This is a genomic window from Proteus sp. GOKU, from assembly GCF_015475555.1.
GTDB lineage: Bacteria > Pseudomonadota > Gammaproteobacteria > Enterobacterales > Enterobacteriaceae > Proteus > Proteus mirabilis_B.
This window is the reverse complement of record NZ_CP034105.1, coordinates 3,292,092-3,316,485: the sequence shown is the minus strand read 5'-3', so window position 1 is coordinate 3,316,485 and position 24,394 is coordinate 3,292,092. Positions and strand designations below refer to the sequence as shown.

General features: G+C 39.0%; 22 protein-coding genes. 18 read left to right on the top strand and 4 right to left on the bottom strand.

The features are described from left to right. Positions 1–7 precede the first annotated feature (7 nt). From ptsG to EHE21_RS15220, 3 genes are all read left to right on the top strand, one after another. The gene (gene ptsG, locus EHE21_RS15230; RefSeq protein ID WP_088494691.1) at positions 8–1,453 is read left to right on the top strand and encodes a PTS glucose transporter subunit IIBC; all 1,446 of its coding nucleotides are present in this window, start codon (positions 8–10) and stop codon (positions 1,451–1,453) included. A gap of 157 nt (positions 1,454–1,610) precedes the next feature. After that, positions 1,611–3,137 carry a hypothetical protein gene (locus EHE21_RS15225; protein ID WP_194951134.1) on the top strand — a complete coding sequence of 509 codons (1,527 nt, stop codon included), beginning with the start codon at positions 1,611–1,613 and terminating at the stop codon, positions 3,135–3,137. 88 nt (positions 3,138–3,225) lie between these two features. Continuing rightward, complete coding sequence (locus tag EHE21_RS15220) at positions 3,226–3,669, top strand: flavodoxin (protein WP_194951133.1); 444 nt, start codon at positions 3,226–3,228, stop codon at positions 3,667–3,669. Between the two features lie 144 nt (positions 3,670–3,813). On the opposite strand, the gene EHE21_RS15215 is transcribed toward EHE21_RS15220, so the two are convergent. The 4 genes from EHE21_RS15215 to map form a co-directional block, all read right to left on the bottom strand. Beyond that, positions 3,814–4,200, bottom strand: a complete 387-nt coding sequence (locus EHE21_RS15215; protein WP_006535910.1) for a DUF3461 family protein — start codon at positions 4,198–4,200, stop codon at positions 3,814–3,816. 70 nt (positions 4,201–4,270) lie between these two features. Then, the gene (gene dapD, locus EHE21_RS15210; protein WP_194951132.1) at positions 4,271–5,095 is read right to left on the bottom strand and encodes a 2,3,4,5-tetrahydropyridine-2,6-dicarboxylate N-succinyltransferase; all 825 of its coding nucleotides are present in this window, start codon (positions 5,093–5,095) and stop codon (positions 4,271–4,273) included. Between the two features lie 34 nt (positions 5,096–5,129). Continuing rightward, positions 5,130–7,775, bottom strand: coding sequence for a bifunctional uridylyltransferase/uridylyl-removing protein GlnD (gene glnD, locus EHE21_RS15205; RefSeq protein ID WP_194951131.1), 2,646 nt, complete (start codon positions 7,773–7,775; stop codon positions 5,130–5,132). Positions 7,776–7,929: 154 nt separating this feature from the next. Next, a complete protein-coding gene (gene map / locus EHE21_RS15200; RefSeq protein WP_194951130.1) occupies positions 7,930–8,727 on the bottom strand; it encodes a type I methionyl aminopeptidase in 798 nt (265 codons plus the stop codon). A 597-nt stretch (positions 8,728–9,324) separates the two neighbouring features. On the opposite strand from map, the gene rpsB reads away from it, so the two are divergent. The 15 genes from rpsB to rnhB all read left to right on the top strand — a co-directional run bounded on the left by rpsB (position 9,325) and on the right by rnhB (position 24,391). Continuing rightward, positions 9,325–10,050, top strand: a complete 726-nt coding sequence (rpsB, locus tag EHE21_RS15195) for a 30S ribosomal protein S2 (RefSeq protein ID WP_023582712.1) — start codon at positions 9,325–9,327, stop codon at positions 10,048–10,050. Between the two features lie 135 nt (positions 10,051–10,185). Further along, positions 10,186–11,037: a translation elongation factor Ts gene (gene tsf, locus EHE21_RS15190; protein ID WP_194951129.1), complete on the top strand. Its 852-nt coding sequence runs from the start codon at positions 10,186–10,188 to the stop codon at positions 11,035–11,037. Positions 11,038–11,173: 136 nt separating this feature from the next. Continuing rightward, complete coding sequence (gene pyrH / locus EHE21_RS15185; protein WP_023582710.1) at positions 11,174–11,902, top strand: UMP kinase; 729 nt, start codon at positions 11,174–11,176, stop codon at positions 11,900–11,902. A gap of 113 nt (positions 11,903–12,015) precedes the next feature. After that, the gene (frr, locus tag EHE21_RS15180) at positions 12,016–12,573 is read left to right on the top strand and encodes a ribosome recycling factor (protein WP_088494697.1); all 558 of its coding nucleotides are present in this window, start codon (positions 12,016–12,018) and stop codon (positions 12,571–12,573) included. 192 nt (positions 12,574–12,765) lie between these two features. Then, positions 12,766–13,959, top strand: a complete 1,194-nt coding sequence (ispC, locus tag EHE21_RS15175; protein ID WP_194951128.1) for a 1-deoxy-D-xylulose-5-phosphate reductoisomerase — start codon at positions 12,766–12,768, stop codon at positions 13,957–13,959. 283 nt (positions 13,960–14,242) lie between these two features. Continuing rightward, positions 14,243–14,944 (top strand): polyprenyl diphosphate synthase, encoded by a 702-nt coding sequence (gene uppS, locus EHE21_RS15170; protein ID WP_228766789.1) that lies wholly within the window; start codon positions 14,243–14,245, stop codon positions 14,942–14,944. Position 14,945: 1 nt separating this feature from the next. After that, the gene (cdsA, locus tag EHE21_RS15165) at positions 14,946–15,809 is read left to right on the top strand and encodes a phosphatidate cytidylyltransferase (RefSeq protein ID WP_088494699.1); all 864 of its coding nucleotides are present in this window, start codon (positions 14,946–14,948) and stop codon (positions 15,807–15,809) included. Between the two features lie 9 nt (positions 15,810–15,818). Beyond that, complete coding sequence (rseP, locus tag EHE21_RS15160) at positions 15,819–17,171, top strand: sigma E protease regulator RseP (RefSeq protein WP_194951127.1); 1,353 nt, start codon at positions 15,819–15,821, stop codon at positions 17,169–17,171. Between the two features lie 39 nt (positions 17,172–17,210). Beyond that, entirely contained in the window at positions 17,211–19,616 is a 2,406-nt protein-coding gene (gene bamA, locus EHE21_RS15155) for an outer membrane protein assembly factor BamA (protein WP_194951126.1), read from the top strand. 92 nt (positions 19,617–19,708) lie between these two features. After that, entirely contained in the window at positions 19,709–20,206 is a 498-nt protein-coding gene (locus EHE21_RS15150; RefSeq protein ID WP_036934019.1) for an OmpH family outer membrane protein, read from the top strand. Positions 20,207–20,209: 3 nt separating this feature from the next. Next, entirely contained in the window at positions 20,210–21,238 is a 1,029-nt protein-coding gene (gene lpxD, locus EHE21_RS15145; protein WP_088494702.1) for a UDP-3-O-(3-hydroxymyristoyl)glucosamine N-acyltransferase, read from the top strand. A gap of 123 nt (positions 21,239–21,361) precedes the next feature. Next, the gene (gene fabZ, locus EHE21_RS15140; RefSeq protein WP_006535887.1) at positions 21,362–21,814 is read left to right on the top strand and encodes a 3-hydroxyacyl-ACP dehydratase FabZ; all 453 of its coding nucleotides are present in this window, start codon (positions 21,362–21,364) and stop codon (positions 21,812–21,814) included. Between the two features lie 3 nt (positions 21,815–21,817). Then, positions 21,818–22,621: an acyl-ACP--UDP-N-acetylglucosamine O-acyltransferase gene (gene lpxA, locus EHE21_RS15135; protein ID WP_088494703.1), complete on the top strand. Its 804-nt coding sequence runs from the start codon at positions 21,818–21,820 to the stop codon at positions 22,619–22,621. 7 nt (positions 22,622–22,628) lie between these two features. Further along, a complete protein-coding gene (lpxB, locus tag EHE21_RS15130) occupies positions 22,629–23,801 on the top strand; it encodes a lipid-A-disaccharide synthase (protein ID WP_194951125.1) in 1,173 nt (390 codons plus the stop codon). Further along, entirely contained in the window at positions 23,801–24,391 is a 591-nt protein-coding gene (gene rnhB, locus EHE21_RS15125) for a ribonuclease HII (protein ID WP_006535883.1), read from the top strand. Before lpxB ends, rnhB begins: the two co-directional genes overlap by 1 nt. Positions 24,392–24,394 lie beyond the last annotated feature (3 nt).

Here is a 24,394-nt window from a genome sequence, read left to right as displayed (position 1 = left end):
CTGCTTGATGTTTAAAAACCTATTTGTTGTTTTACAAAAAATCGGAAAGTCCTTGATGTTACCGGTATCCGTACTGCCTATTGCCGGTATTTTATTAGGGGTTGGTTCTGCTGATCTTTCATGGATACCTTCTTCTGTCTCTCAAGTTATGGCAGAGGCTGGTGGTTCGGTTTTCTCTAATATGCCACTTATTTTTGCTATTGGTGTTGCGTTAGGTTTTACCAATAATGACGGGGTATCAGCACTAGCCTCTGTAGTTGCTTACGGTATCATGTCTAAAACCATGATTGTGGTTGCTCCTTGGGTTTTAGGTTTAACTCCAGCAGAAATTGAGGCTCAACACCTTACTGACACAGGGGTGTTAGGGGGGATTATTGCAGGTATTATTGCCGCCTCTATGTTTAACCGTTTTTATCGAATCAAATTACCTGAGTATTTAGGATTTTTTGCAGGAAAACGTTTTGTTCCTATTATTTCAGGATTGATCGCTATTTTTGTTGGGATTATTTTAGCCTTTATTTGGCCTCCTATTGGTACAGCAATCCAGCGTTTTTCTGAATGGGCTGCATATCAAAATCCAGCTGTTGCCTTTGGTATTTATGGTGTTGTAGAGCGTGGATTAGTGCCATTTGGTTTACACCATATCTGGAATGTGCCGTTCCAAATGCAAGTGGGTGAGTACGTAAATAGTGCAGGACAAGTCTTCCACGGTGATATTCCTCGCTATATGGCAGGTGACCCAACTGCGGGTATGTTATCAGGTGGTTTTCTATTTAAGATGTTTGGTTTACCTGCTGCTGCTATTGCGATTTGGCATTCAGCACGCCCTGAGAATCGTGTAAAAGTCGGCGGTATCATGATTTCTGCGGCATTAACTGCCTTCTTAACAGGGATCACTGAACCTATCGAATTCTCATTTATGTTCGTTGCACCTATTCTTTATGTTATTCACGCTATTTTAGCAGGCTTAGCATTTGTTATTTGTATCTTGTTAGGTATGCGTGATGGTACAAGTTTCTCTCATGGATTAATTGACTTTATCGTACTAAGTGGCAACAGCAGCAAACTGTATCTGTTCCCGATTATTGGCATACTTTACGCGATAACTTATTACTCTATTTTCCGCTTTTTAATCGTGAAACTAAATCTGAAAACTCCAGGTCGAGAAGTGGAAGATAAAAATGCGAAACAAGCGGATAAAAGCGCGATGGGGCAATCTTTAGTCACTGCGTTTGGTGGTAAAGACAATATCAGTAGTTTGGATGCTTGTATTACTCGTTTACGTATTGGTGTTAAAGAAATTGAAAAAGTCGATCGTGAAGAATTAAAACGATTGGGAGCAGCTGGTGTGGTGGTTGTTGGCTCAGGTATTCAAGCTATTTTTGGTCCTAAGTCAGATAATCTAAAAACTGAAATGGATGAATACATAAGGTCTTTGGATTCAGGGGAATAATAGGTAGCAACGTTAAATGATAAAAACACCTTTATTTTTATAAATAAAGGTGTTTTTTATATATTATCAACGATGTAAATATAATTATTTTTTAAAATTATTTTTCATCATTCAATAGTATTGTTTCTATCACTTTGAATGAATAGAGAAATAATTGATGAAAATATCCTTTAATGACTTAGTAAATAGTTTGCCTGTAAATCATAAAAAAGAAAATACAAAATTTTTACTTTCGAATGAGATAACGGAATGTTTAAATACATTAACTAAAGATGATTTTTTTGTTTTAGAGGGTAAGGGAAAAGATACAGGGAAAAATATTTATATAGATAAAGCTTTTTTCCATAAAATGGAAAGTGAGCTTATTAATCTCATAAAAGATTATACTAAAGATAATTCATATCATTTGGCGAAGGTTCTTTCAGTGAATGATGTTCATAAAGTTAACTCTCCTCTTATTCGCGAAGATAAGGAATTCTTTTCATTTTTAAATTTAGATTCACTCGGTAATGTGCGAGATTTCATTTCTAAATTAATAAAAAAAACAAATTCTTCTACTCTAAAAGATAATATCTTTAATAAAGATAAATGCCCAACTATACATATGCTTTTTAAAAAAGTATTATTATACAAAGCTGAGATTAAATCATTATCTCAATTAGTTAAAGAGCTTAGTAATAAAACAAGTGAGTTAAACATTGGATGTGAATTACCCTATCAACTAGATAATCAAAATAATATACTTTTAGTTAAGCTTGGGGGGCTAGAGGCTGCTAATTATGATGTTCAATCTAATGACAAGCCTTATCAATACTCAGGTGGATCTAGCAATGGAAACAATAATTTAGAGAAAATAAAAAGTATTATTACAGAATTTGAAATTCATTTTAACTTTCTTAATGAGAATATTAGGCAGTATCATGAAGTAGTAGATAATAGCTGTTTTTTTGAAAGTGTTAAGGGAATTAATGACATTTTCAATTTTATTGATGGTAATGTAATTGAAAATATAAAAAAAATGCATTATAAATGTGATGATTTGCTGTTGTTTAATAATAATTTGGTTAATTCTTTTAATAAAATTAATAGCAATTGTAAAGAATTGAATTCATTTTATCAAAATAACATTTTTAATGTTAATGATGATGTTATTCTAAAATTAGATGTTGATAATTTAGAACACAAACTGAAAAAACTAAAGTCTAATACAGATTTGTTGAAAGGAAAGATAGAGACATTAAATGATTTCTCTACATGCGTCGGTCAGAGCAACAATGAATTTAAAAGTAAGCTTTATTATTTAGAAAATAATAGTAAAAAGATAGTTTGTGATTCAATAATGAATATTAAGGAAAAAACAAATGATTGCTTATCATTATTAGATGGTTTTATACAAAGAAAGGAAACAGGTTTTTTATCTAAGGTATATAAGTTCTTCTTTCCTGAAAAATATAATAAATCTTTGAGTTTATTAACTGATTATAAGAATGAAATTAATAAGATATCATCTTATCTTGAGAGCTATAAAGAAGAAAATGAATATTTATCTGTTCATGATATTGGTTTAATAGTTACATCAAAATTATCTAAAATAAAATATCCTGGAAATTTATTGGGTTATTTATATGGAGAAAATAGAAAGCTTGATAATTTTATTCAGTCTCTTTTTAAAAAGGATGAGTGAATTTGTTTTCTTGAGGATGAATTGAAAATATTATATGTTTAATGTTTAGTTTATAATTTATCAAACAATATTAAGTGGACTAAATATTATGGCTAAAATCGGTATTTTTGTAGGTACAGTTTACGGTAATGCATTAGCAGTTGCTGAAGAGGCTCAACGTATTTTACTTGAACATAAACACCAAGCTAATGTTTATGAAGAAGGTACGCTTGCAGATTGGGAAAAATATTCGACAGTACTTGTGATAACGTCAAGTACTGGGCAAGGTGATCTACCTGATACCATTGCACCTTTATTTTATGAACTGCGTGATAATGTAGGATATCAGCCAAATCTAAGCTATGGCTTGATTGCTTTAGGCGATAGTAGTTATGACTATTTTTGTGGTGCAGGAATGAAATTTGATGAGTTGTTACAGGAGCACCAAGCAAAGCGTATTGGTGAGGTATTAAAAATAGACGGTATGGATGTCGCAGAGCCAGAAGTATTTGCAATAGATTGGATAGAGAATTGGGTTAACCTATTAGATTAAATAGACAATAATCCAATATTTAATTGGTTAATAAAATAATGAATAATATTTTTGATTTTAAAACACCGCTTCTTGCTGTTTTATACAGTAAGTAAGCGGTGTTTTTATAAAACTGACATGCATATTAGCTAAAATTGCCCGTTATTAACGGCGAGTCAGCTTTTCTAAGTCAGCTTCAATTTCAGCAATTTTATTTGCGACAACATGCTCAAGGTGGCGCAAGTCGTCTAGGATTTTATGTTTTAAATCGACTTCTACTTGGTCTTGTTGGCAAATTTGATCTAATTCTTCAATTACATAACGTAAGTTAGTATTGATTTCATTTACTTCTTTAAAGCCTTGTCCTGATTGACCATCAGAAATCGTTTTACGTTGGCGTGGATATTTAAATTTTACGCTTTTTGCAAAGAATTCACCTTTATCTTTGCGAAAATAGATTTTTAAAATATCGTTGTTAGCTTCTTGGCGTAGGGTATAGCGGTCAATATCTTCAGGATGCGGGATCCCTAAATTTTTTAAATTATCGTACATATATTGGCACCTGATAGAAAGATGAGTGAAAGAATAGCGAACAGAATTAATTCTATCCGCTGTTCTTATATTAGTCGATAGTTCTTAACAATTCATTAATACCTACTTTCCCACGTGTCTTAGCATCAACTTTTTTCACGATCACGGCACAGTAAAGGCTGTAGCTTCCATCTTTGGAAGGTAAATTGCCTGACACAACAACAGAGCCTGCTGGAACTCGGCCATAATGTACTTCGCCTGTTTCTCTGTCATAAATTTTGGTGCTTTGACCAATATAAACACCCATTGAAATAACAGCGCCTTCTTCGACAATGACACCCTCAACAATTTCAGAGCGAGCACCAATAAAGCAGTTATCTTCAATAATGGTTGGATTTGCTTGTAGTGGTTCTAACACGCCGCCGATACCAACACCACCAGAGAGATGGACATTTTTACCGATTTGAGCACATGAACCTACCGTTGCCCATGTATCAACCATGCTACCTTCATCGACGTAAGCACCAATGTTGACATAAGATGGCATTAAAACCGTGTTGCGAGCGATATAAGCCCCTTGTCTAACGGCTGCGGGAGGAACAACACGAAAACCTTCTTTTTCAAAACGTGCTTGGTCATAATCAGCGAACTTCATAGGCACTTTGTCAAAATAGCGACTTTCACTGCCATCTATCACTTGATTGTGATTAATACGAAAAGAGAGTAGAACCGCTTTTTTTAACCATTGATGAGTCACCCACTGACCGTCAATTTTTTCCGCGACACGCAGTTTTCCGCTGTCTAGCAGTGCAATAACGCTATTAATAGCATCACGAATATGAGGCTCAACGTTGTTTGGAGTGATATCTGCACGATGTTCGAAGGCGTTATCAATAATAGATTGTAATGCTTGCATCAATAGTATTTCCTATATGTATTGTCGTGGGTTCCTATATTTTATCCTTTGAAACTAGGGCTTTTGTCAACCTTTCTACGACTTCATTCTTCATTTTTTGGTTTAATGCCTTATTTTCACTATCGGTTAATACAAAGAAATCCTCAACACGTTCACCTATTGTGGTTATTCGAGCACCATGCAATGAAAGTGAAAGATCAGCAAAAACTTTACCAATAATTGCTAATAATCCCGGACGATCGCGTGCAAATAGCTCCATATAGGTACGTTTATTATGATTAGAGGCTATAAAATTAATTTTTGTTGGAACGTCAAAATGGCGCAATTTGGCAGGTAATGAGCGAGTTTTGGCATTGGCGTTATAAGGGGCGGATACGACTTGGATAAGAGCGTTGCGGATTGCATTATATCTATCAATCGCCAGTGGTTTACCATTAGGCTCTAACACAATAAAAGTGTCCATAGCCATATTATCGCGGTTAGTAAAAATTTGAGCGTTATGGATACTTAAATTACGTCTATCTAATTCACCTGCAACAGATGCAAAAAGGGAAGGTCTATCAGCACACCAAATAAAGATTTCAGTGCCACCATGTTCGGTTTGTTGACTGATTAGTACCATTGGCTCAGCGCTATTATGCTCAATTAATGCAAGTGCATGCCATGCAATTTGTTCTGGTGTATGCCGTAAAAAATAGTCGGCATGGCAGCGCCCCCAAATTGCTTGCAATTTCTCTTCATCGACTTGTTCCATTCGTAAAATAGTTAGTGCTTGCAAACGATGATGTCGAATACGTTCACGTAAGTCGGGAATAGAGTGCATACCTTGGCGTAACTGGCTTTCTGTTGATAGATAAAGTTCACGTAATAAGCTCTGTTTCCAGCTATTCCACAGACTGCTGTTGGTCGCACAGATATCAGCAACAGTTAAGCACAAAAGATAACGTAATCGGCTTTCATTTTTTACTTCCGATGCAAACTGAAAAATAATGTCAGGATCTTGAATATCGCGTCGTTGCGCGGTGACAGACATAAGTAAGTGATGACTAACAAGCCACTCAACTAAAGCTGATTCTCTCTGATTTAAACCATGTTGCTGAGCAAAATGAGCAACGTCTTGAGCGCCTAATACGGAATGATCACCATGGCGACCTTTGGCAATATCATGAAAGAGTGCAGCTAAACGTAATAATTCAAGTTGAGGCAGTTTGGGGTAAATATCAACACAAAGCGGATGTTTTTCATGGTTTTCATAAGAAGCAAAGCTTTCAAGTTTTTGTAAAACACGAATAGTGTGTTCATCAACGGTGTAGGCATGAAATAAATCAAACTGCATTTGCCCTACAATATTATTCCATTGCGGGAAATAAGCCGCGAGTACACTGTGTTTATGCATTGGGACAAATGCACCAGAAACCGCACGAGGGTGACGTAATATCTGCATAAAAACTTGACGTGCGAGTGGGTACTCACATAACGGCTGTACTAAATGCCGGCGAGCATAACGTAAATGGCGGAGTGTTGTTGAATAAATTCCAGTGATCTCTTTATGCTCAGCCATACGCAAAAAGAGGCGCATAATAGCGATAGGATCATCGAGGAAGCAACTGTCATCAACAACATCAATTAACGAACCTCGTAGCTGAAATTCACTGTCTAATGGACGCGGTTTTACATTAGGTTGCAGAGCAAGAATAGCTTCGTCAAATAGCTGAAGTAACATATCATTTAACTCACTAACACGACGAGTTACGCGATAATAATCCTTCATCATTTTTTCAACAGGCTGATTGCCTTCACCTTCATAATTTAAAAGTTGGGCAACATTGAGTTGTCTATCAAACAAAAGTCGATTGTCATAGCGAGAAAGCACAAGATGGAGAGCAAAACGAATTTTCCATAGTGTGTATTGACACTCTAATAACTCTTGTCCTTCAGCGGGCGTTAAAAAGCCAAAATTTACCATCTCTGAAACTGATGCCGCACCAAAATGGCGATGTGCTACCCAAATCAAAGTGTGGATATCGCGCAGTCCACCGGGGCTACTTTTGATATCAGGTTCTAGATTGTAACTAGTGCTATGATATCGCTGATGTCTTTGCTTTTGTTCTTCAACTTTTGCAGCGAAAAAATCAGGTGATGGCCAAAAACCGGGGCTAAAAATATGATTAATTAATTGCTGGTAAAGCGAGTTATTCCCACAAATAAGGCGAGCTTCTAGTAAGTTTGTTGCAACCGTTAAATCTGAAAGACCTTCTAAAAGACATTCTTCCATGGTTCTAACACTGGCACCAATTTCAAGGCGTACATCCCACAGTAGTGTAATGAGTTTGCTGACTTTATCTTCAGCCTTTGGTGATAAAGGAGCTTCACTTAAAAAGAGAAGGTCAATATCAGAAAGCGGATGTAATTCTTGTCTACCGTAACCACCAACAGCAATGATACTAAGATCAGAATAATCAGATAGCTGTGTAAAGTGCCACAATTGTGTTAAGAGTTGGTCAATGAAATGGCTACGAGCTTGAAGTAATAAAGCCACATCAACATCATGATGAAAAGCATCTGTTAACCAAGACTGAAATTGTTCGATTGATTGCTTCAGCTCAGCACAATTTTGGGTATTTTCTGTCAGCAAAAAAGGGGAAGGGGGCGGTGTTTGAAATGCGTTTTTATTAGTCATTATGCGTCTTCTTTCTCAATGTTTGCTTATGACATTAAGACTAATGTTAAAACGATAACCTGACTAGTGATTCTGCCATTTCACAGCAAATAAAATAAAAAAAGCGACACATCTCGAAAAAATATGTCGCTTTTACATTTTTAGCTAAAGAAGCTTATTCGTTGATTAATACCGCAGAAATAAATGGCTCTTCTTCTTTGCGTAATGTCATGATTTCACAGCCATTATCGGTAACAACTAATGTGTGTTCGTACTGTGCTGACCAACCTCTGTCTTTGGTTTTAACAGTCCAGCCATCTTTCATTGTACGAATACGGTAATCACCAGTGTTTACCATTGGCTCGATAGTGAATGCCATGCCTTTTTGTAACACAACACCGCTATCATCTGCATCATAATGTAGAACTTGAGGTTCTTCATGGAATCCTTCACCAATACCATGGCCGCAATATTCGCGAACAACAGAATAGTCATGACCTTCAACAAATTTTTGAATTGCTTTGCCAAGTTCACGTAAGCGAATGCCCGGTTTAACCATTTTAATGGCAAGGTAGAGGCTTTCCTGAGTGATACGACATAAGCGTTCACCTTGGATTGTTGGTTTACCTACAATAAACATTTTTGAGGTATCGCCATGAAAACCATCTTTAATCACAGTGACGTCAATATTAACGATATCGCCATCTTTAAGGATTTTTTCTTCACTAGGAATACCGTGGCAAATAACATCGTTAACCGAAATACAGACCGATTTAGGAAAACCATGATAGTTAAGACAAGCAGGAATAGCCTGTTGTGCGTTAACAATATGTTCGTGACAAATACGGTCTAATTCAGCGGTGTTTACGCCAGGTTTTACGAACGGTGCGATAATTTCAAGAACTTCTGCCGCAAGACGACCTGCGACGCGCATTTTTTGAATATCTTCTTCTGTCTTGATTACAATAGCCATTTGAGTTCTTCGTCTAGATTAAAAGCCACAATACGAATTAGATAACACGCTTTGTTGTATTCATATTTTGTATTGCAGGTTGAATGAATGATGATGAGAAATAATTCTGATTACCATTTATGATATCAGCAGAAAGTAGGTGTGCCAATAAAGAGGATGTGTGCAATCTGTCTGATATCGAGAATAATGACGAACATTACGCCTTCTTAATCTGATTGTCTTTACATATTGCGCTTTTCTATTTGGTGTTTTTCTAGCAAATTGATATTAGAGCAATATTTATCATCACTGCACTAATCTCGCTTTTTTCTTTGTCTAAATGATGCGTTTTTATGTCAAATAAGGCTGTGGCAATCGTAAGTAATGGTGGTTTCTTAAGGTTATTTATGGTATAAAGCGCGCCGGAGTTCTGTTATTGCATCACACTGTGAGTAATGGCAGTAAATCTGAAACATTCAATTGTGTTAATTACACACACAAATCGGCACATAACGCCGGGGTGCTCTTATGTAAAGGCTAAACCTTTACAGCTGATGAGTCGGTCGTATGGGATTTGTGGACGAAATAACCCCAAATTTAAATTTATAGAGGTCTAAAATGGCAACTGTTTCAATGCGCGATATGCTGCAAGCCGGTGTTCACTTCGGTCACCAAACTCGTTACTGGAATCCAAAAATGAAACCATTCATCTTTGGTGCACGTAACAAAGTTCATATCATTAACTTGGAAAAAACTGTTCCAATGTTCAATGAAGCTCTGGTTGAACTGAACAAAATTGCTTCTCGTAAAGGCAAAATCCTGTTTGTTGGTACTAAGCGCTCTGCCGTTGAAGCTGTTAAAGAAGCAGCAGAAAGCTGTGACCAGTTTTATGTAAACCACCGCTGGTTAGGCGGTATGCTGACTAACTGGAAAACTGTTCGTCAGTCAATCAAACGCCTGAAAGATTTAGAATCACAATCTCAGGACGGTACTTTTGACAAACTGACCAAGAAAGAAGCGTTAATGCGTTCTCGTGAACTTGGTAAGTTAGAAAACAGCCTGGGTGGTATCAAAGACATGGGCGGTTTACCTGACGCTCTGTTTGTTATCGATGCTGAACACGAACACATTGCTATCAAAGAAGCAAACAACCTGGGTATCCCAGTATTTGCTATCGTTGATACTAACTCTGATCCAGATGGTATCGACTTCATTATCCCTGGTAATGACGATGCAATCCGTGCGGTTAAATTATATCTGACCGCTGCAGCTACAGCTGTTCGTGAAGGTCGTTCTCAAGATCTGGCTGTTCAGGCTGAAGAAGGCTTAGTCGAAGCTGAATAATAAGGCATGCTCGTAAGAGCCCTTATTTAACCAGGTATTGCTATATATTGGTTAGGGGGCCTCAATAGGCCCCCTTTACACATCTGCTATGAGAACATCTATGGCTAGCCCATAGAAAAGTCGAGGAAGAAACAAATGTCTGGAATTACCGCTGCATTGGTAAAAGAACTGCGTGAACGTACTGGCGCAGGCATGATGGAATGTAAAAAAGCGCTGGTTGAAGCTAATGGTGATATCGAATTAGCAATCGACAACATGCGTAAATCAGGTCAAGCTAAAGCTGCTAAAAAAGCAGGCCGTGTTGCTGCTGAAGGTATCATCCTTGCAGAAGTTGCTGCTGATGGTAAATTCGGTGCGCTGGTTGAACTGAACTGTGAAACAGACTTCGTTGCTAAAGATGCTGGTTTCATCGCTTTCGGTAAAGAAGTTATGGCTGCTGTATTAGCAGACAAAACTGATGATATCGAGGCTCTGAAAGCTAAATTCGAAGAAGCTCGTACTGCATTAGTTGCTAAAATCGGTGAAAACATCAACATTCGTCGTGTTGCTGTATTAGAAGCTGAAGAATTAGGTACTTACCTACACGGTGCTCGCATCGGTGTTTTAGTTTCAGCTAAAGGCGCTAACGAAGAACTGATCAAACACATTGCTATGCACGTTGCTGCAAGCAAACCAGAATATGTTCGTCCTGAAGATGTTCCTGCTGATGTTGTTGAACATGAGCACCAAATTCAGATGGATATCGCAATGCAATCAGGTAAACCACGCGAAATCGCAGAAAAAATGGTTATCGGTCGCATGAACAAATTCACCGGTGAGATTTCTCTGACTGGTCAGCATTTCGTAATGGATCCAAGCAAAACTGTTGGCGAACTGCTGAAAGAAAACAATGCTGATGTTATCAACTTCGTTCGTTTCGAAGTTGGTGAAGGTATTGAGAAAGTTGAAGCTGATTTCGCAGCTGAAGTTGCTGCAATGAGCAAATAATAACGCTTAGCGTTAACAGAACCGCCTAATGGCGGTTCTGTTTTGTTGTAATCTCCACTGGCTGTTTGCTTTTTTTTGTTAAAAAGAGAAGCTATCTAAAACCTCCAATTAACTAATCTGCTTAGGACAGAACACCATGGCTACCAATGCAAAACCTGTATATCAGCGAATTTTATTAAAGCTGAGTGGCGAAGCCCTGCAAGGCGCAGAAGGTTTCGGTATCGATGCGAGCGTACTTGATCGCATGGCTCAGGAAATCAAAGAACTCGTTGAATTAGGTATACAAGTCGGTGTCGTAATTGGCGGTGGTAACTTGTTCCGTGGCGCGGGTCTTGCTGCGGCAGGTATGAACCGTGTTGTGGGTGACCACATGGGAATGCTCGCGACAGTAATGAATGGTTTAGCAATGCGTGATTCATTGCACCGTGCTTATGTAAACGCGCGTCTTATGTCTGCATTTCCATTGAATGGTGTCTGCGATAACTACAGTTGGGCAGAAGCAATTAGCTTATTACGCCACGGTCGAGTCGTTATTTTCTCGGCTGGTACAGGTAACCCATTCTTTACTACCGATTCTGCTGCGTGTTTACGCGGTATTGAAATTGAAGCTGACGTTGTATTAAAAGCAACGAAAGTGGACGGCGTTTATTCTGCCGATCCAACCAAAGATCCTGATGCAGTACTTTATGAAACACTGACTTATCAGGATGTATTAGAACGTGAATTGAAAGTCATGGATCTTGCTGCATTCACATTAGCCCGAGATCATAATTTACCTATCCGCGTATTCAATATGAATAAACCGGGTGCATTACGTCGGGTTGTAATGGGTGAAAGTGAAGGAACTTTGATTTCTCACGCTTAATACACAGAGACAACGGTATAATTTGGCGTTAACATCTAGAGTACGCCAATTCATTTATGTCGGTATGTTTTTCATATCGACTGGAAGATAACCAGTTCCCAAGGGTTTATAACGTGATTAATGAAATCAAAAAAGATGCTCAAGAACGCATGGATAAAAGCGTTGAAGCACTAAAAAGCCAGATTAATAAAGTTCGTACTGGTCGTGCGTCTCCTGCCCTTTTAGATGGCATTGTAGTTGAATACTACGGAGCGCCAACTCCATTAAACCAAGTTGCTAACGTTGTCGCAGAAGATGGCCGTACACTGGCAATCACTGTATTCGACCGTACTTTAGCTCCTGCCGTTGAAAAAGCAATTATGGCATCAGATTTAGGTTTAAATCCTTCATCTGCTGGTACCATTATCCGTGTTCCACTGCCTCCATTAACTGAAGAACGTCGTAAAGACCTAATCAAAGTTGTTCGTGGTGATGCAGAACAAGGTCGCGTTTCTGTTCGTAATATCCGTCGTGATGCTAACGATAAAGTAAAAGCATTACTGAAAGATAAAGAAATCAGTGAAGATGATGAGCGCCGCTCACAAGATGATATTCAGAAATTAACTGACATGTTCATTAAAAAAATTGATGATGCATTAGCGCTGAAAGAAGCAGAGTTAATGGAATTCTAATTTTTATATCTTTTTTCGATAATGCCGCTTTTTAGCGGCATTATTTTTAACTATTTATTTGAAAATTCGTGCTTAATACCTTCTTTTGTCACATTATTTATTAAAGTTTTCATCTTTAATCCTCATTTACCTCGTCATACTGATATAATTCTCTTTAATTAAAACGTTGTAGACATACTGATTGATTAATAAATGAAACAAATAACTATATTAGGCTCAACAGGATCTATCGGAACTAGCACTCTTTCCGTAATTGAAAATAATCCTGATGAGTATCAGGTTCTTGCTTTAGCCGCAGGAAAAAATGCAGACAAAATGGCGCAACAATGCCTTGCTTTCCAGCCTAAATACGCTGTGATGTCTGATGAAAAAAGTGCAAATCAGCTTAAACAGCTACTCGCTAATACATCTTGTAAAACAGAAATTCTATCTGGGTCTCACTCGATCAATGAAATTGCAGCTCTTGATGAAGCTGATCAAGTCATGTCCGCTATAACAGGTGTTGCAGGATTAAAACCGACACTTGCAGCCATTGAAAAAGGCAAGAGAATTCTGTTAGCAAATAAAGAATCACTGATAACCAGTGGGCGTCTTTTCTTTGATGCAGTTGCTAGATATGGCGCGACAATTTTACCCATTGATAGCGAACATAATGCAATTTATCAAAGCTTACCTAAAGCAATTCAAGAAAACCTAGGTCATGCGTCCTTAGCTGATGAGGGTGTGACAAGTATTCTGTTAACAGGTTCTGGCGGACCATTTCGCTACACACCATTAGAACAGCTGGAAGCAATGACACCAGATCAAGCGTGCGCGCATCCAAATTGGTCTATGGGACGTAAAATTTCAGTTGATTCTGCAACAATGATGAATAAAGGGCTTGAGTATATTGAAGCTCGTTATTTCTTCAATGCTTCTGAAGAAGAAATGGAAGTAATCATTCATCCACAATCTGTTATTCATTCAATGGTTCGTTATCGTGATGGCAGTATTATCGCTCAAATTGGTGAACCCGATATGAGAACGCCAATTGCGTACTCAATGGCTTATCCTCATCGTACTCAATCCGGTGCAAAAGCATTAGATTTCTTTGAGATTCAATCTCTAGAGTTTATTCGCCCTGACTATCAACGTTACCCTTGTTTAGCGCTTGCTATTGAAGCGTCAAAACGTGGGCAAGCGGCAACAACAGTGTTAAATGCAGCTAATGAAGTTGTTGTTGATGCATTTTTACACGAAAAAGTGAAGTTTACTGATATTGCTAAAATTAATCGCAAAGTTGTTGAACATTTTGACCTATCAGAGCCTCAAAGTATTAATGATGTTCTAGAAATTGATAAATTAGCGAGATTAGAAACTCATCAGATAATCACTCAATTTGTATAATGGTGATTATATTTAATATAGGGTGTTTGTTCGTCTTTCTGGCTAATGGTATAGTTGCCGAATCACTAAAGACAATAATGAAAATTAACAGTTCATTACTAAGGCTATTGCTTTAGCAACTTTGAGGCTTTGCCAAAGGCCGTGGGTGACACGGTTTTTTTTTGTGCATAGGTTATCCGAAGAGGACTGTCTGTATCAGTATCAGATTAGCAAAGGGTTAAATTGAGTGAACTTATCCAGTGACGATTCATCCGCATCAAAACCAAAGCATGTTGCTATCATTATGGATGGCAATGGGCGTTGGGCTAAAAAGCAAGGGAAACTCCGAGTAACGGGGCATCGCGCGGGAATTAAAGCAGTTCGGGATGCGGTTAGCTTTTCCGTAAAACACAAAATTGAATCACTAACGTTATATGCATTTAGTAGCGAAAACTGGAATAGACCAGAGCAGGAAGTGAGTTCCCTCATGGAATTATTTGTTTTTGCTTTAGATAACGAAGTGAAGAGCCTACATAAACATAATGTTAAATTGACTGTCATTGGTGATATCAGCCGTTTTAGCCGCCGTTTACAAGACCGAATTAAAAGTTCTGTGGCACTCACTGCAAATAATACAGGGCTTAATTTAAATATTGCAGCTAATTATGGCGGTCGATGGGATATTACTCAAAGTGTAAAACAATTAGCGACATCCCTCGCAAAAGGGGAAATTAATCTCGAAGATATCAATGAAAATGCAATATCTTCACATCTTTGCTTGCATAATCAGCCTGGCGTCGATCTTGTTATTCGAACAGGTGGTGAGCATCGTATAAGTAATTTTCTTATCTGGCAGATTGCTTATGCTGAGCTTTATTTTACACAGGTTTTATGGCCTGATTTTGATGAACAAGTTTTTCAGAATGCACTAGATGCTTTTGCTAAACGGGAAAGACGTTTCGGTGGTACTACATCAGAAACAGATACTATAAATCTGGGAGGATAACTTGCTTAAGTATCGTGTCATCACTGCATTAATTTTAATCCCTATTGTTATTGCTGCACTATTCCTACTTCCTCCAGCAGGTTTTGGATTAGTTATTATCGCAATATCAGGCTTAGCGGGTTGGGAATGGGCACAATTTATTGGCTGGCATTCTCAAGGTAAACGTATTGCGACAGGGATCGGCTTTGCTGCATTGTTACTCGTTATGCAGTTTTCTTTGCCTAATTTTGACCACCTACTCGATACTCCAATGATAAAAAATGGTTTGTGGGCGGGTTTAATTTGGTGGATGGCAGCAATTTTATTAGTTGTAAGTTATCCGAATTCAGCCAATATGTGGAAAAATTCAGTTTTTATTAAGCTATTGTTCGGTATATTGACGATTGTTCCCTTTTATTGTGGCATGATGGCGCTGCGTATGTTGGGTTATAACACTGACACTTATACGGGCGCATGGTGGTTATTGTATGTCATGTTATTAGTTTGGGCTGCTGACTCTGGTGCCTACGCTTTCGGACGCCTAATGGGTAAACATAAAATGGCGCCTAAAGTATCACCGGGTAAAACCCTTGAAGGGTTAGTTGGTGGGTTGATTACGGCAGGTGTTGCATCGTGGTTATTTACTTATTTTGCACCTGTGACTGAAGTACCTAATAACTTGTTATTAATATCTGGCGTTGTTGTTATCGTCTCGGTATTTGGTGATCTAGCAGAAAGCATGTTTAAACGTGTTTCAGGCATTAAAGACAGTAGCCAATTGATACCGGGGCATGGTGGTGTGCTTGATAGAATTGATAGTTTGACTGCGGCTATCCCAGTCTTTGCAGGATTGGTCTTTCTGATTTCTTCTGGCTTTAAACTATAAAGGTAAGTAATGGGTATCCTGTGGAATCTTGCCGCGTTTATTATCGTTTTAGGTATTCTAATTACGGTACATGAGTTTGGACATTTTTGGGTAGCTAGGCGCTGTGGTATCTATGTCGAGCGTTTTTCTATTGGTTTTGGAAAAGCAATTTGGCGAAAAACAGATAAACATGGTACTGAATTTGTTATCGCATGGATACCTTTGGGTGGCTATGTAAAAATGTTAGATGAGAGAGTCGCTGAGGTTGCACCTGAGCGCCGTCATCTTGCATTTAATAATAAAACAGTTGGTCAACGTGCTGCGGTTGTTGCCGCGGGGCCTATTGCCAACTTTTTGTTAGCAATAGTCGCCTATTGGATAGTTTTTATGATAGGTGTTCCTGCATTAAAACCTATAATTGCAGACATTCGTCCGAATTCTATCGCAGAACAAGCAAAATTAACGCCTGGGATGGAACTAAAATCCGTTGCAGGTATCGAAACGCCTGATCAGAATGCAGTTCGTTTAGCATTAGTCAGTAAAATTGGTGCCAAAGAGGTTTCATTCGTTGTTTCAGATCCTAATTCTCTTTCTGAGAGTGAGAATATACTGAATTTACAACAGTGGAGTTTTGATCCTGAAAAACAAGATCCTATCTTGTCCCTAGGAATAATGCCTGTTGGCGCGCGATTAGACTCAAAAATTATTGAGGTTACGGTAGGTTCTGCTGCTGAAAAAGCGGGTTTACAGGCAGGGGATCGTATCGTTAAAGTTGATGGTCAGCCAATTGATACATGGCATCCATTTACTTATTTCGTTCGACAAAGTCCAAATAAAGCTTTGGAACTTCTTGTTGAACGTAACGGCTCGTCGTTGATGCTGAATGTTACACCGACAGCTGTTGCACTGAAAGATGGCACTGAAATAGGGCAAGTTGGTGCGCAATTACAAATATTACCTCCTGATGAGCAATATTTGATAATGCAGCAATACAACCCATTTTCGGCGCTCTATGAAGCATCTGATAAAACATGGCAGTTGATGGGTTTAACTGTCAAAATGATTGGCAAGTTAGTCGTAGGTGACGTCAAATTAACTAACCTTAGTGGGCCTGTTTCTATCGCGAAAGGCGCTGGAATGTCCGCTGATTCTGGTTTTATTTATTATTTGATGTTTATGGCGCTTATCAGTGTCAATTTGGGGATCATTAACTTGTTTCCCCTGCCTGTCTTAGATGGTGGGCACCTGCTTTTCCTGGTTATCGAGAAGATAAAGGGAGGGCCGGTATCTGAGCGTGTACAAGATTTCTGTTATCGTATTGGTATTATGGCACTGATGCTTTTAATGGGACTTGCACTTTTCAATGATTTCTCTCGCTTATAATTGGTAAGCAGAGACCGGTTAGGAAAACACAAAACAACGATGGCGATGAAAAAGTTGCTTATAGCGTCGCTGCTGCTGGGCAGCGCCACTGCATACGGTTCAGACGGATTCGTAGTTCAGGACATTCAATTTGAAGGTCTTCAACGCGTCGCCGTTGGTGCAGCATTACTGAACATGCCTGTCCGGGTTGGAGACTCGGTCGGTAATGATGATATCAGCCGAACTATCCGCTCATTATTTGCGACAGGAAACTTTGATGATGTTCGTGTCCTGCGTGACGGAAATACTCTGATTGTTCAAGTAAAAGAGCGTCCAACTATTGCCAGCATTACTTTCTCTGGTAATAAAGCAATCAAGGAAGAGATGCTAAAACAGAACCTTGATGCTTCTAACATTCGTATCGGCGAAACACTCGACCGTACAATGCTAGCGAATATCGAGAAAGGGCTTGAAGATTTCTATTATAGTGTTGGTAAATATAATGCAACTGTAAAAGTGGTTGTTACACCTCTTCCTCGTAACCGTGTTGACTTAAAACTCGTGTTTGCAGAGGGTGTTTCAGCAACTATTCAGCAAATCAACATTGTTGGTAATAAAGCGTTTTCTACTGCCGAGCTCGTTAACCGCTTCCAATTACGTGACGATGTTCCTTGGTGGAACTTAGCGGCTGATGAAAAATATCAGAAGCAAAAACTGGCTGGTGACTTAGAGACATTAAGAAGCTTCTATCTTGATCGTGGTTATGCACGTTTTGATATTGAATCGACGAATGTCAGTTTAACGCCAGACAAAAAAGGAATTTACATTACCATTAACCTGAAAGAAGGTGACAAATACACAGTAGAAAATACTGAAATCAATGGTAATACGGCGGGCTACACTAAACAAATTGAAGAGCTTATCGAAATTGCACCGGGCTCTCTTTATAATGGTGCGCAAGTAACTAAAACAGAAAATGATATTAAAAATCTGTTAGGTCGTTATGGATATGCTTATCCTCGCGTTATGACAAACCCTGAAATTAATGATGAAAATAAAACTGTAAAACTGCATGTAAACGTAGATGCAGGAAACCGTTTCTATGTTCGTCAAGTACGTTTTGCGGGTAATGACATCACTAAAGACTCTGTTTTACGCCGTGAAATGCGTCAAATGGAAGGTGCGTGGTTAGGCAGCGATTTAGTTGAACAAGGTAAAGAGCGTTTAAATCGTTTAGGTTATTTCGAAACGGTTGAAACAGAAACTCAGCGTATTCCAGGTTCTCCTGATCAGGTTGATATCGTTTATCGCGTAAAAGAGCGTAACACGGGTTCTCTTAACTTTGGTGTCGGTTTCGGTACTGAAAGTGGTGTGAGCTTCCAAGTGGGTGTTACTCAAGATAACTGGTTAGGTACAGGTAACGCAGTCGCTATTAATGCGAGTAAAAATGATTACTCAACTTACGCAGAATTATCTGTTACTGACCCATACTTTACCGTTAATGGTGTGAGTTTAGGTGGTCGAGTTTTCTATAATGACTTCCGTGCTAATGATGCTGATTTATCAGGTTATACCAATAAATCTTATGGTGTAGATGGTACGCTAGGCTTCCCAATTAATGAATATAACTCAGCACGTCTTGGCTTAGGCTATACTCACAATGGTCTGTCACGTATGGAACCTCAGGTTGCAATGTGGCGTTACCTAGAAAGTATGGGTGAAAACCCAGGTTTTGATAAACGTGAATCGTTTAATGCTGATGACTATAGTGTTAGCCTTGGTTGGACATTCAATAACTTAAACAAAGGTTTCTTCCCAACATCTGGTGTGAGAAGTAACTTAAGTGGACGTGTGACTGTACCGGGCTCTGACAACAAGTACTATAAAGTGACTTGGGACGGTATGGCGTATTATCCAATTGATGAAAAAGAATCTTGGGTAACGCTATTTAAAGGTCGTTTAGGCTACGGTGATGGTTTAGGTGGTAAAGAATTACCATTCTATGAAAACTTCTATGCCGGTGGTTCTGGTACAGTTCGTGGTTTCCGTTCAAATAATATCGGTCCTAAAGCGATTTATCTGCAGAAAAATGCAGACGGTACTGTAACACCAAAACCGGGCGAGCCATCTAGCGATGCTATCGGTGGTAACGCAATGGCTGTGGCAAGTTTTGAGCTGATTACACCAACGCCATTTGTAGATGATAAATACTCATCTTCAGTCAGAACATCTCTGTTTGTTGATGCAGGTACAGTATGGGATACCAACTGGAGTAGCACTAACTCAGCTTGGACAGCAGGTATGCCAGATTATAGTCGTGCAAGTGATATACGTGTTTCGACCGGTGTTGCGTTACAATGGTTATCTCCTTTAGGTCCGTTAGTATTCTCTTATGCTAAGCCGATAAAAGATTACGAAGGCGATAAATCAGAGCAATTCCAGTTTAATATTGGTAGAACGTGGTAGCGATGTAAGTAAAGTTGATGCCTGATTCACAATGCTGAAAAAGGCATCCGATTTCTGACAAAAAATTATTTTTGGTTTTAAGGAGTTTAATCGTGAAAAAATTGTTATGTGCCGCTGCCCTAGGAATGGCATTGACCATGTCAGCAGGTGTTCAAGCCGCAGATAAAGTAGGTGTTGTGAACATCGGTCAAGTTCTCCAACAAATTCCTAACCGTGATGCGGTAGAGAAACAATTGGAAAATGAATTCAAATCACGTGACACTGAATTGCAGAACTTAGGTAAAGCACTACAGACCGCTGTTGAGAAATATCAAAAAGATGCACCAACTATGAATGCAACACAACGTGCAAATACAGAGAAAGATCTGGTTGCCAAACGTGAAGCATATGCACAAAAAGCACAAGCTTTTGAGCAAGACTTTAGCCGTCGTCAAGCTGAAGAACGTAACAAAATCATGAAACGTGTATTAGACGCTGTTGATGCAGTAGCGAAGAAAGAAGGCTATGATGTGATCCTTGACGCTAACACTGTACCTTATTTCGCAGATGGTAAAGATATTACTGCTCAGGTTCAAAAACAGGTTAAATAATAGATGTTTTCAATTCGATTAGCTGATCTTGCTCAGCAGTTGAATGCACAGTTACACGGCGATGGTGATATCACTATCGCCGGTCTTGCTTCAATGAGCCTAGCAAATAGCGAACAAATTACATTTCTTTCTGATAGTCGCTATCGTGAAAAATTAAGTGAATGTCAGGCTGCTGCCGTTGTATTAACAGAGGCTGATCTTCCATTTTGTCCCGTAGCCGCACTTGTGGTGAAAAACCCTTATCTTGCCTATGCTCAAATGGCACAGATTATGGATACAACACCGCAGCCAGCAGAGGATATTCACCCAAGTGCTGTTATTTCTCCTGACGCTAAGTTAGGAAAGAATGTATCAGTGGGTGCAAATGCCGTTATCGAATCTGATGTTATCCTTGGTGATAATGTTGTGATTGGTGCCGGTTGTTTTGTGGGTAAAAAAGCACATATTGGCGATAATAGCCGTTTATGGGCAAATGTATCTGTTTATCATGAGGTTATCATTGGTAAAGATTGTCTGGTTCAATCAGGTACTGTGATTGGTTCAGATGGTTTTGGTTATGCTAATGAACGTGGTAATTGGATTAAAATTCCACAATTAGGTTCAGTGGTAATTGGTGATCGCGTTGAAATCGGTGCATGTACTACAATCGACCGAGGCGCATTAGATAACACAGTTATCGGTAATGGTGTTATCATTGATAACCAGTGCCAAATCGCACATAACGTCATTATTGGTGATAATACCGCTGTTGCTGGTGGTGTCATCATGGCGGGCAGCCTGAAAATAGGTCGCTATTGTATGATTGGTGGAGCAAGTGTTATCAATGGTCATATGGAAATCTGTGATAAAGTCACGGTAACAGGTATGGGAATGGTAATGCGTCCTATCACTGAGCCGGGTGTTTATTCTTCAGGAATTCCGCTGCAATCGAATAAAGCATGGCGTAAAACCGCAGCACTTGTGTTGCGAATTGATGAAATGCAAAAAAGGCTCAAGTCGCTTGAACGTCAAGTAGAAAGTAGCGACAAGTAACAATATACGTCATTGACGAATGTTACCCATTTTGCGACCTGCGGGTTAACTCACTTTTTGAGTCACAGCAGGTCGTGTCATTATTAATTAGACTCAGTTTTATTAGACAGGAAGAGTATTGCAATGAGTGAGAATCATACTCTGCAAATCGAAGAAATTTTAGATTTACTTCCACACCGTTACCCATTCTTATTGGTTGATCGTGTCCTTGATTTTGAAGAAAAGAAATTTCTAAGAGCAGTAAAAAATGTATCTTTTAATGAGCCTTTCTTTCAAGGTCACTTTCCAGGAAAACCAATTTTCCCGGGCGTACTGATCCTCGAAGCCATGGCACAGGCAACGGGTATTTTAGCATTCAAAAGCGTAGGAAAGCTGGAACCTGGTGAACTCTACTATTTTGCTGCTATTGACGGTGCTCGCTTTAAACGTCCTGTCTTACCTGGGGATCAAATGATCCTAGAGGTAGAATTCATTAAAGAACGTCGTGGTGTTGCTCGCTTTAAAGGCGTCGCTAAAGTTGATGGGGAAATTGCTTGCGAAGCTGAAATGATGTGTGCTCGCCGCCGTGAGGTCTAGCCTATGATAGATAAATCCGCAGTAATTCACCCTTCCTCAATTATTGAAGAGGGTGCGGTAATTGGTGCTAATGTTCGCATTGGCCCTTTTTGTGTCATTGGTGCTAATGTTGAGATTGGTGAAGGAACTGACATCAAATCTCACGTTGTTATCAATGGGCACACACGCATTGGTCGAGATAATCAGATCTATCAATTTACTTCTATTGGTGAAGTTAATCAGGATCTGAAATATCGAGGTGAACCAACGCAAGTGATTATTGGTGATCGAAACCTTATTCGTGAAAGTGTGACTATCCATCGTGGAACAACCCAAGGTGGTAATATCACAAAAATTGGTAACGATAACTTACTGATGATTAATACCCACGTCGCACATGATTGTATCATTGGCGATCGTTGTATTATTGCAAATAACGGCACTCTGGGTGGTCACGTCACGTTAGGTGATTTTGTGATTATCGGTGGTATGAGTGCAGTTCATCAGTTTTGCCAAATTGGCTCTCACGTGATGGTCGGTGGATGTTCAGGTGTGGCACAAGATGTACCTCCTTTTGTTATTGCACAAGGAAACCACGCAACCCCTTATGGGCTGAATATTGAAGGATTAAAGCGCAGAGGTTTTGCTAAAGAAGATCTTCATGCAATCCGTAATGCTTACAAAGTGCTCTATCGTAATGGTAAAACACTGGAAGAAGCGCGTGAAGAAATTGGACAATTAGTTGCTGATAATAATAATCCGCACGTCAAATTGTTCAGTGATTTTCTGGAAAACTCAGCAAAATCTAACCGCGGTATCATTCGCTAATTAGGATATGACCTTGTCAGGCCAATTATCTACTACTCAGCGTCCGTTAGTTATCGGCTTAGTTGCTGGTGAAACGTCCGGTGATATCTTGGGCGCGGGATTAATCCGCGCTCTAAAACAAATGCATCCCAATGTCCGCTTTGTCGGTGTTGCTGGACCTCTTATGCAAGCTGAAGGTTGTGAAGCTTGGTATGAAATGGAAGAGCTTGCCGTCATGGGGATCGTTGAAGTTCTTGAACGATTACCTCGCTTATTAAAGATCAGAAAAGATCTCACTCAACGATTCTCAGAATTAAAGCCTGATGTTTTCGTGGGGATCGATGCACCTGATTTTAATATCACCCTTGAAGGTCGTTTAAAGCAAAAAGGGATCAAAACTATTCACTATGTCAGTCCATCTGTATGGGCTTGGCGTCAAAAACGTGTTTTCAAAATTGGTAAAGCGACAGATCTTGTCTTAGCTTTTCTGCCTTTTGAAAAAGCGTTTTATGATAAGTATCAGGTTCCTTGTCGTTTTATTGGTCACACAATGGCTGATGCCATAGCCTTAAATCCAGACAAAAAGGCGGCTCGTGAACATTTAGGGATATCTGAAGAAACTCCTTGTTTAGCACTTCTTCCTGGTAGTCGTCATGCTGAAGTTGAGATGCTAAGTGCTGATTTTATAAAAACAGCCCAGTTACTAAAACAGCAAATTCCCTCTCTTCATATTGTTGTGCCATTAGTTAATGCCAAGCGACGAGCCCAATTTGAACAGATACATCAAAATGTGGCGCCAGAACTTGAGATACAACTTCTCGATGGGCAAGCAAGAGAAGCAATGACTGCGAGTGATGCGACTTTGTTAGCATCAGGTACAGCTGCATTAGAATGTATGCTCACAAAATGCCCAATGGTTGTTGGCTATCGCATGAAACCATTTACTTTCTGGTTAGCAAAACGATTAGTTAAAACGCCTTATGTCTCGTTACCTAACTTGTTAGCTGGTCGAGAAATTATCAAAGAATTATTGCAAGAAGAGTGCGAGCCTTCGGCATTAGCACAACAGCTTTTACCTCTTTTGACTGATGAAGAAAAAGTACGTCAATTAAAAGAGATATTTTTACAGCTACATAGCGCCATTCGTTGTAATGCGGATGAGCAAGCAGCAAATGCAGTATTAGAATTGGTAGAGAAATAATGGAATTTGTATATCCAAAAGCAAATCTTATTGCTGGAGTTGATGAAGTTGGTCGAGGTCCATTAGTGGGGGCAGTGGTTACTGCTGCCGTTATTCTTGATCCGGCAAATCCAATTGAAGGGTTAACAGACTCCAAAAAGCTAACAGAAAAAAAGCGTAATGCCCTTTATGACGAAATAAAAGAAAAAGCATTATGTTGGGCGATAGGTCGTGCAGAGCCTGAAGAAATTGATGAATTAAATATCCTTTGGGCAACTATGAAAGCAATGGAACGTGCTGTTGCGGGATTATCAATAACACCTGATATGGTTTTAATTGATGGTAACCGTTGCCCTAAATTACCTATGGCCTCTCAAGCGGTTATAAAAGGTGATAGTTTAGTTCAAGAAATTAGTGCGGCTTCTATACTTGCTAAAGTGACTCGTGATAGAGAAATGGAAGAGTTAGATAAGCTTTACCCTGATTATGGTTTTGCTAAACATAAAGGGTATCCAACTGTTTTCCATATGGAAAAACTAGCCTTATTAGGGGCAACACCCTATCATCGAAAAAGTTTTGCGCCTGTAAAACGTGCTTTAAATTTAAAGTAATCC

Bases quoted from the DNA above. Each gene is read 5' to 3' on its own strand.
- ptsG (WP_088494691.1), top strand. From the start codon at position 8: ATGTTTAAAAACCTATTTGTTGTTTTACAAAAAATCGGAAAGTCCTTG.
- EHE21_RS15225 (WP_194951134.1), top strand. From the start codon at position 1,611: ATGAAAATATCCTTTAATGACTTAGTAAATAGTTTGCCTGTAAATCAT.
- EHE21_RS15220 (WP_194951133.1), top strand. From the start codon at position 3,226: ATGGCTAAAATCGGTATTTTTGTAGGTACAGTTTACGGTAATGCATTA.
- EHE21_RS15215 (WP_006535910.1), bottom strand. From the start codon at position 4,200: ATGTACGATAATTTAAAAAATTTAGGGATCCCGCATCCTGAAGATATT.
- dapD (WP_194951132.1), bottom strand. From the start codon at position 5,095: ATGCAAGCATTACAATCTATTATTGATAACGCCTTCGAACATCGTGCA.
- glnD (WP_194951131.1), bottom strand. From the start codon at position 7,775: ATGACTAATAAAAACGCATTTCAAACACCGCCCCCTTCCCCTTTTTTG.
- map (WP_194951130.1), bottom strand. From the start codon at position 8,727: ATGGCTATTGTAATCAAGACAGAAGAAGATATTCAAAAAATGCGCGTC.
- rpsB (WP_023582712.1), top strand. From the start codon at position 9,325: ATGGCAACTGTTTCAATGCGCGATATGCTGCAAGCCGGTGTTCACTTC.
- tsf (WP_194951129.1), top strand. From the start codon at position 10,186: ATGTCTGGAATTACCGCTGCATTGGTAAAAGAACTGCGTGAACGTACT.
- pyrH (WP_023582710.1), top strand. From the start codon at position 11,174: ATGGCTACCAATGCAAAACCTGTATATCAGCGAATTTTATTAAAGCTG.
- ispC (WP_194951128.1), top strand. From the start codon at position 12,766: ATGAAACAAATAACTATATTAGGCTCAACAGGATCTATCGGAACTAGC.
- uppS (WP_228766789.1), top strand. From the start codon at position 14,243: ATGGATGGCAATGGGCGTTGGGCTAAAAAGCAAGGGAAACTCCGAGTA.
- rseP (WP_194951127.1), top strand. From the start codon at position 15,819: ATGGGTATCCTGTGGAATCTTGCCGCGTTTATTATCGTTTTAGGTATT.
- bamA (WP_194951126.1), top strand. From the start codon at position 17,211: ATGGCGATGAAAAAGTTGCTTATAGCGTCGCTGCTGCTGGGCAGCGCC.
- lpxD (WP_088494702.1), top strand. From the start codon at position 20,210: ATGTTTTCAATTCGATTAGCTGATCTTGCTCAGCAGTTGAATGCACAG.
- fabZ (WP_006535887.1), top strand. From the start codon at position 21,362: ATGAGTGAGAATCATACTCTGCAAATCGAAGAAATTTTAGATTTACTT.
- lpxA (WP_088494703.1), top strand. From the start codon at position 21,818: ATGATAGATAAATCCGCAGTAATTCACCCTTCCTCAATTATTGAAGAG.
- lpxB (WP_194951125.1), top strand. From the start codon at position 22,629: ATGACCTTGTCAGGCCAATTATCTACTACTCAGCGTCCGTTAGTTATC.
- rnhB (WP_006535883.1), top strand. From the start codon at position 23,801: ATGGAATTTGTATATCCAAAAGCAAATCTTATTGCTGGAGTTGATGAA.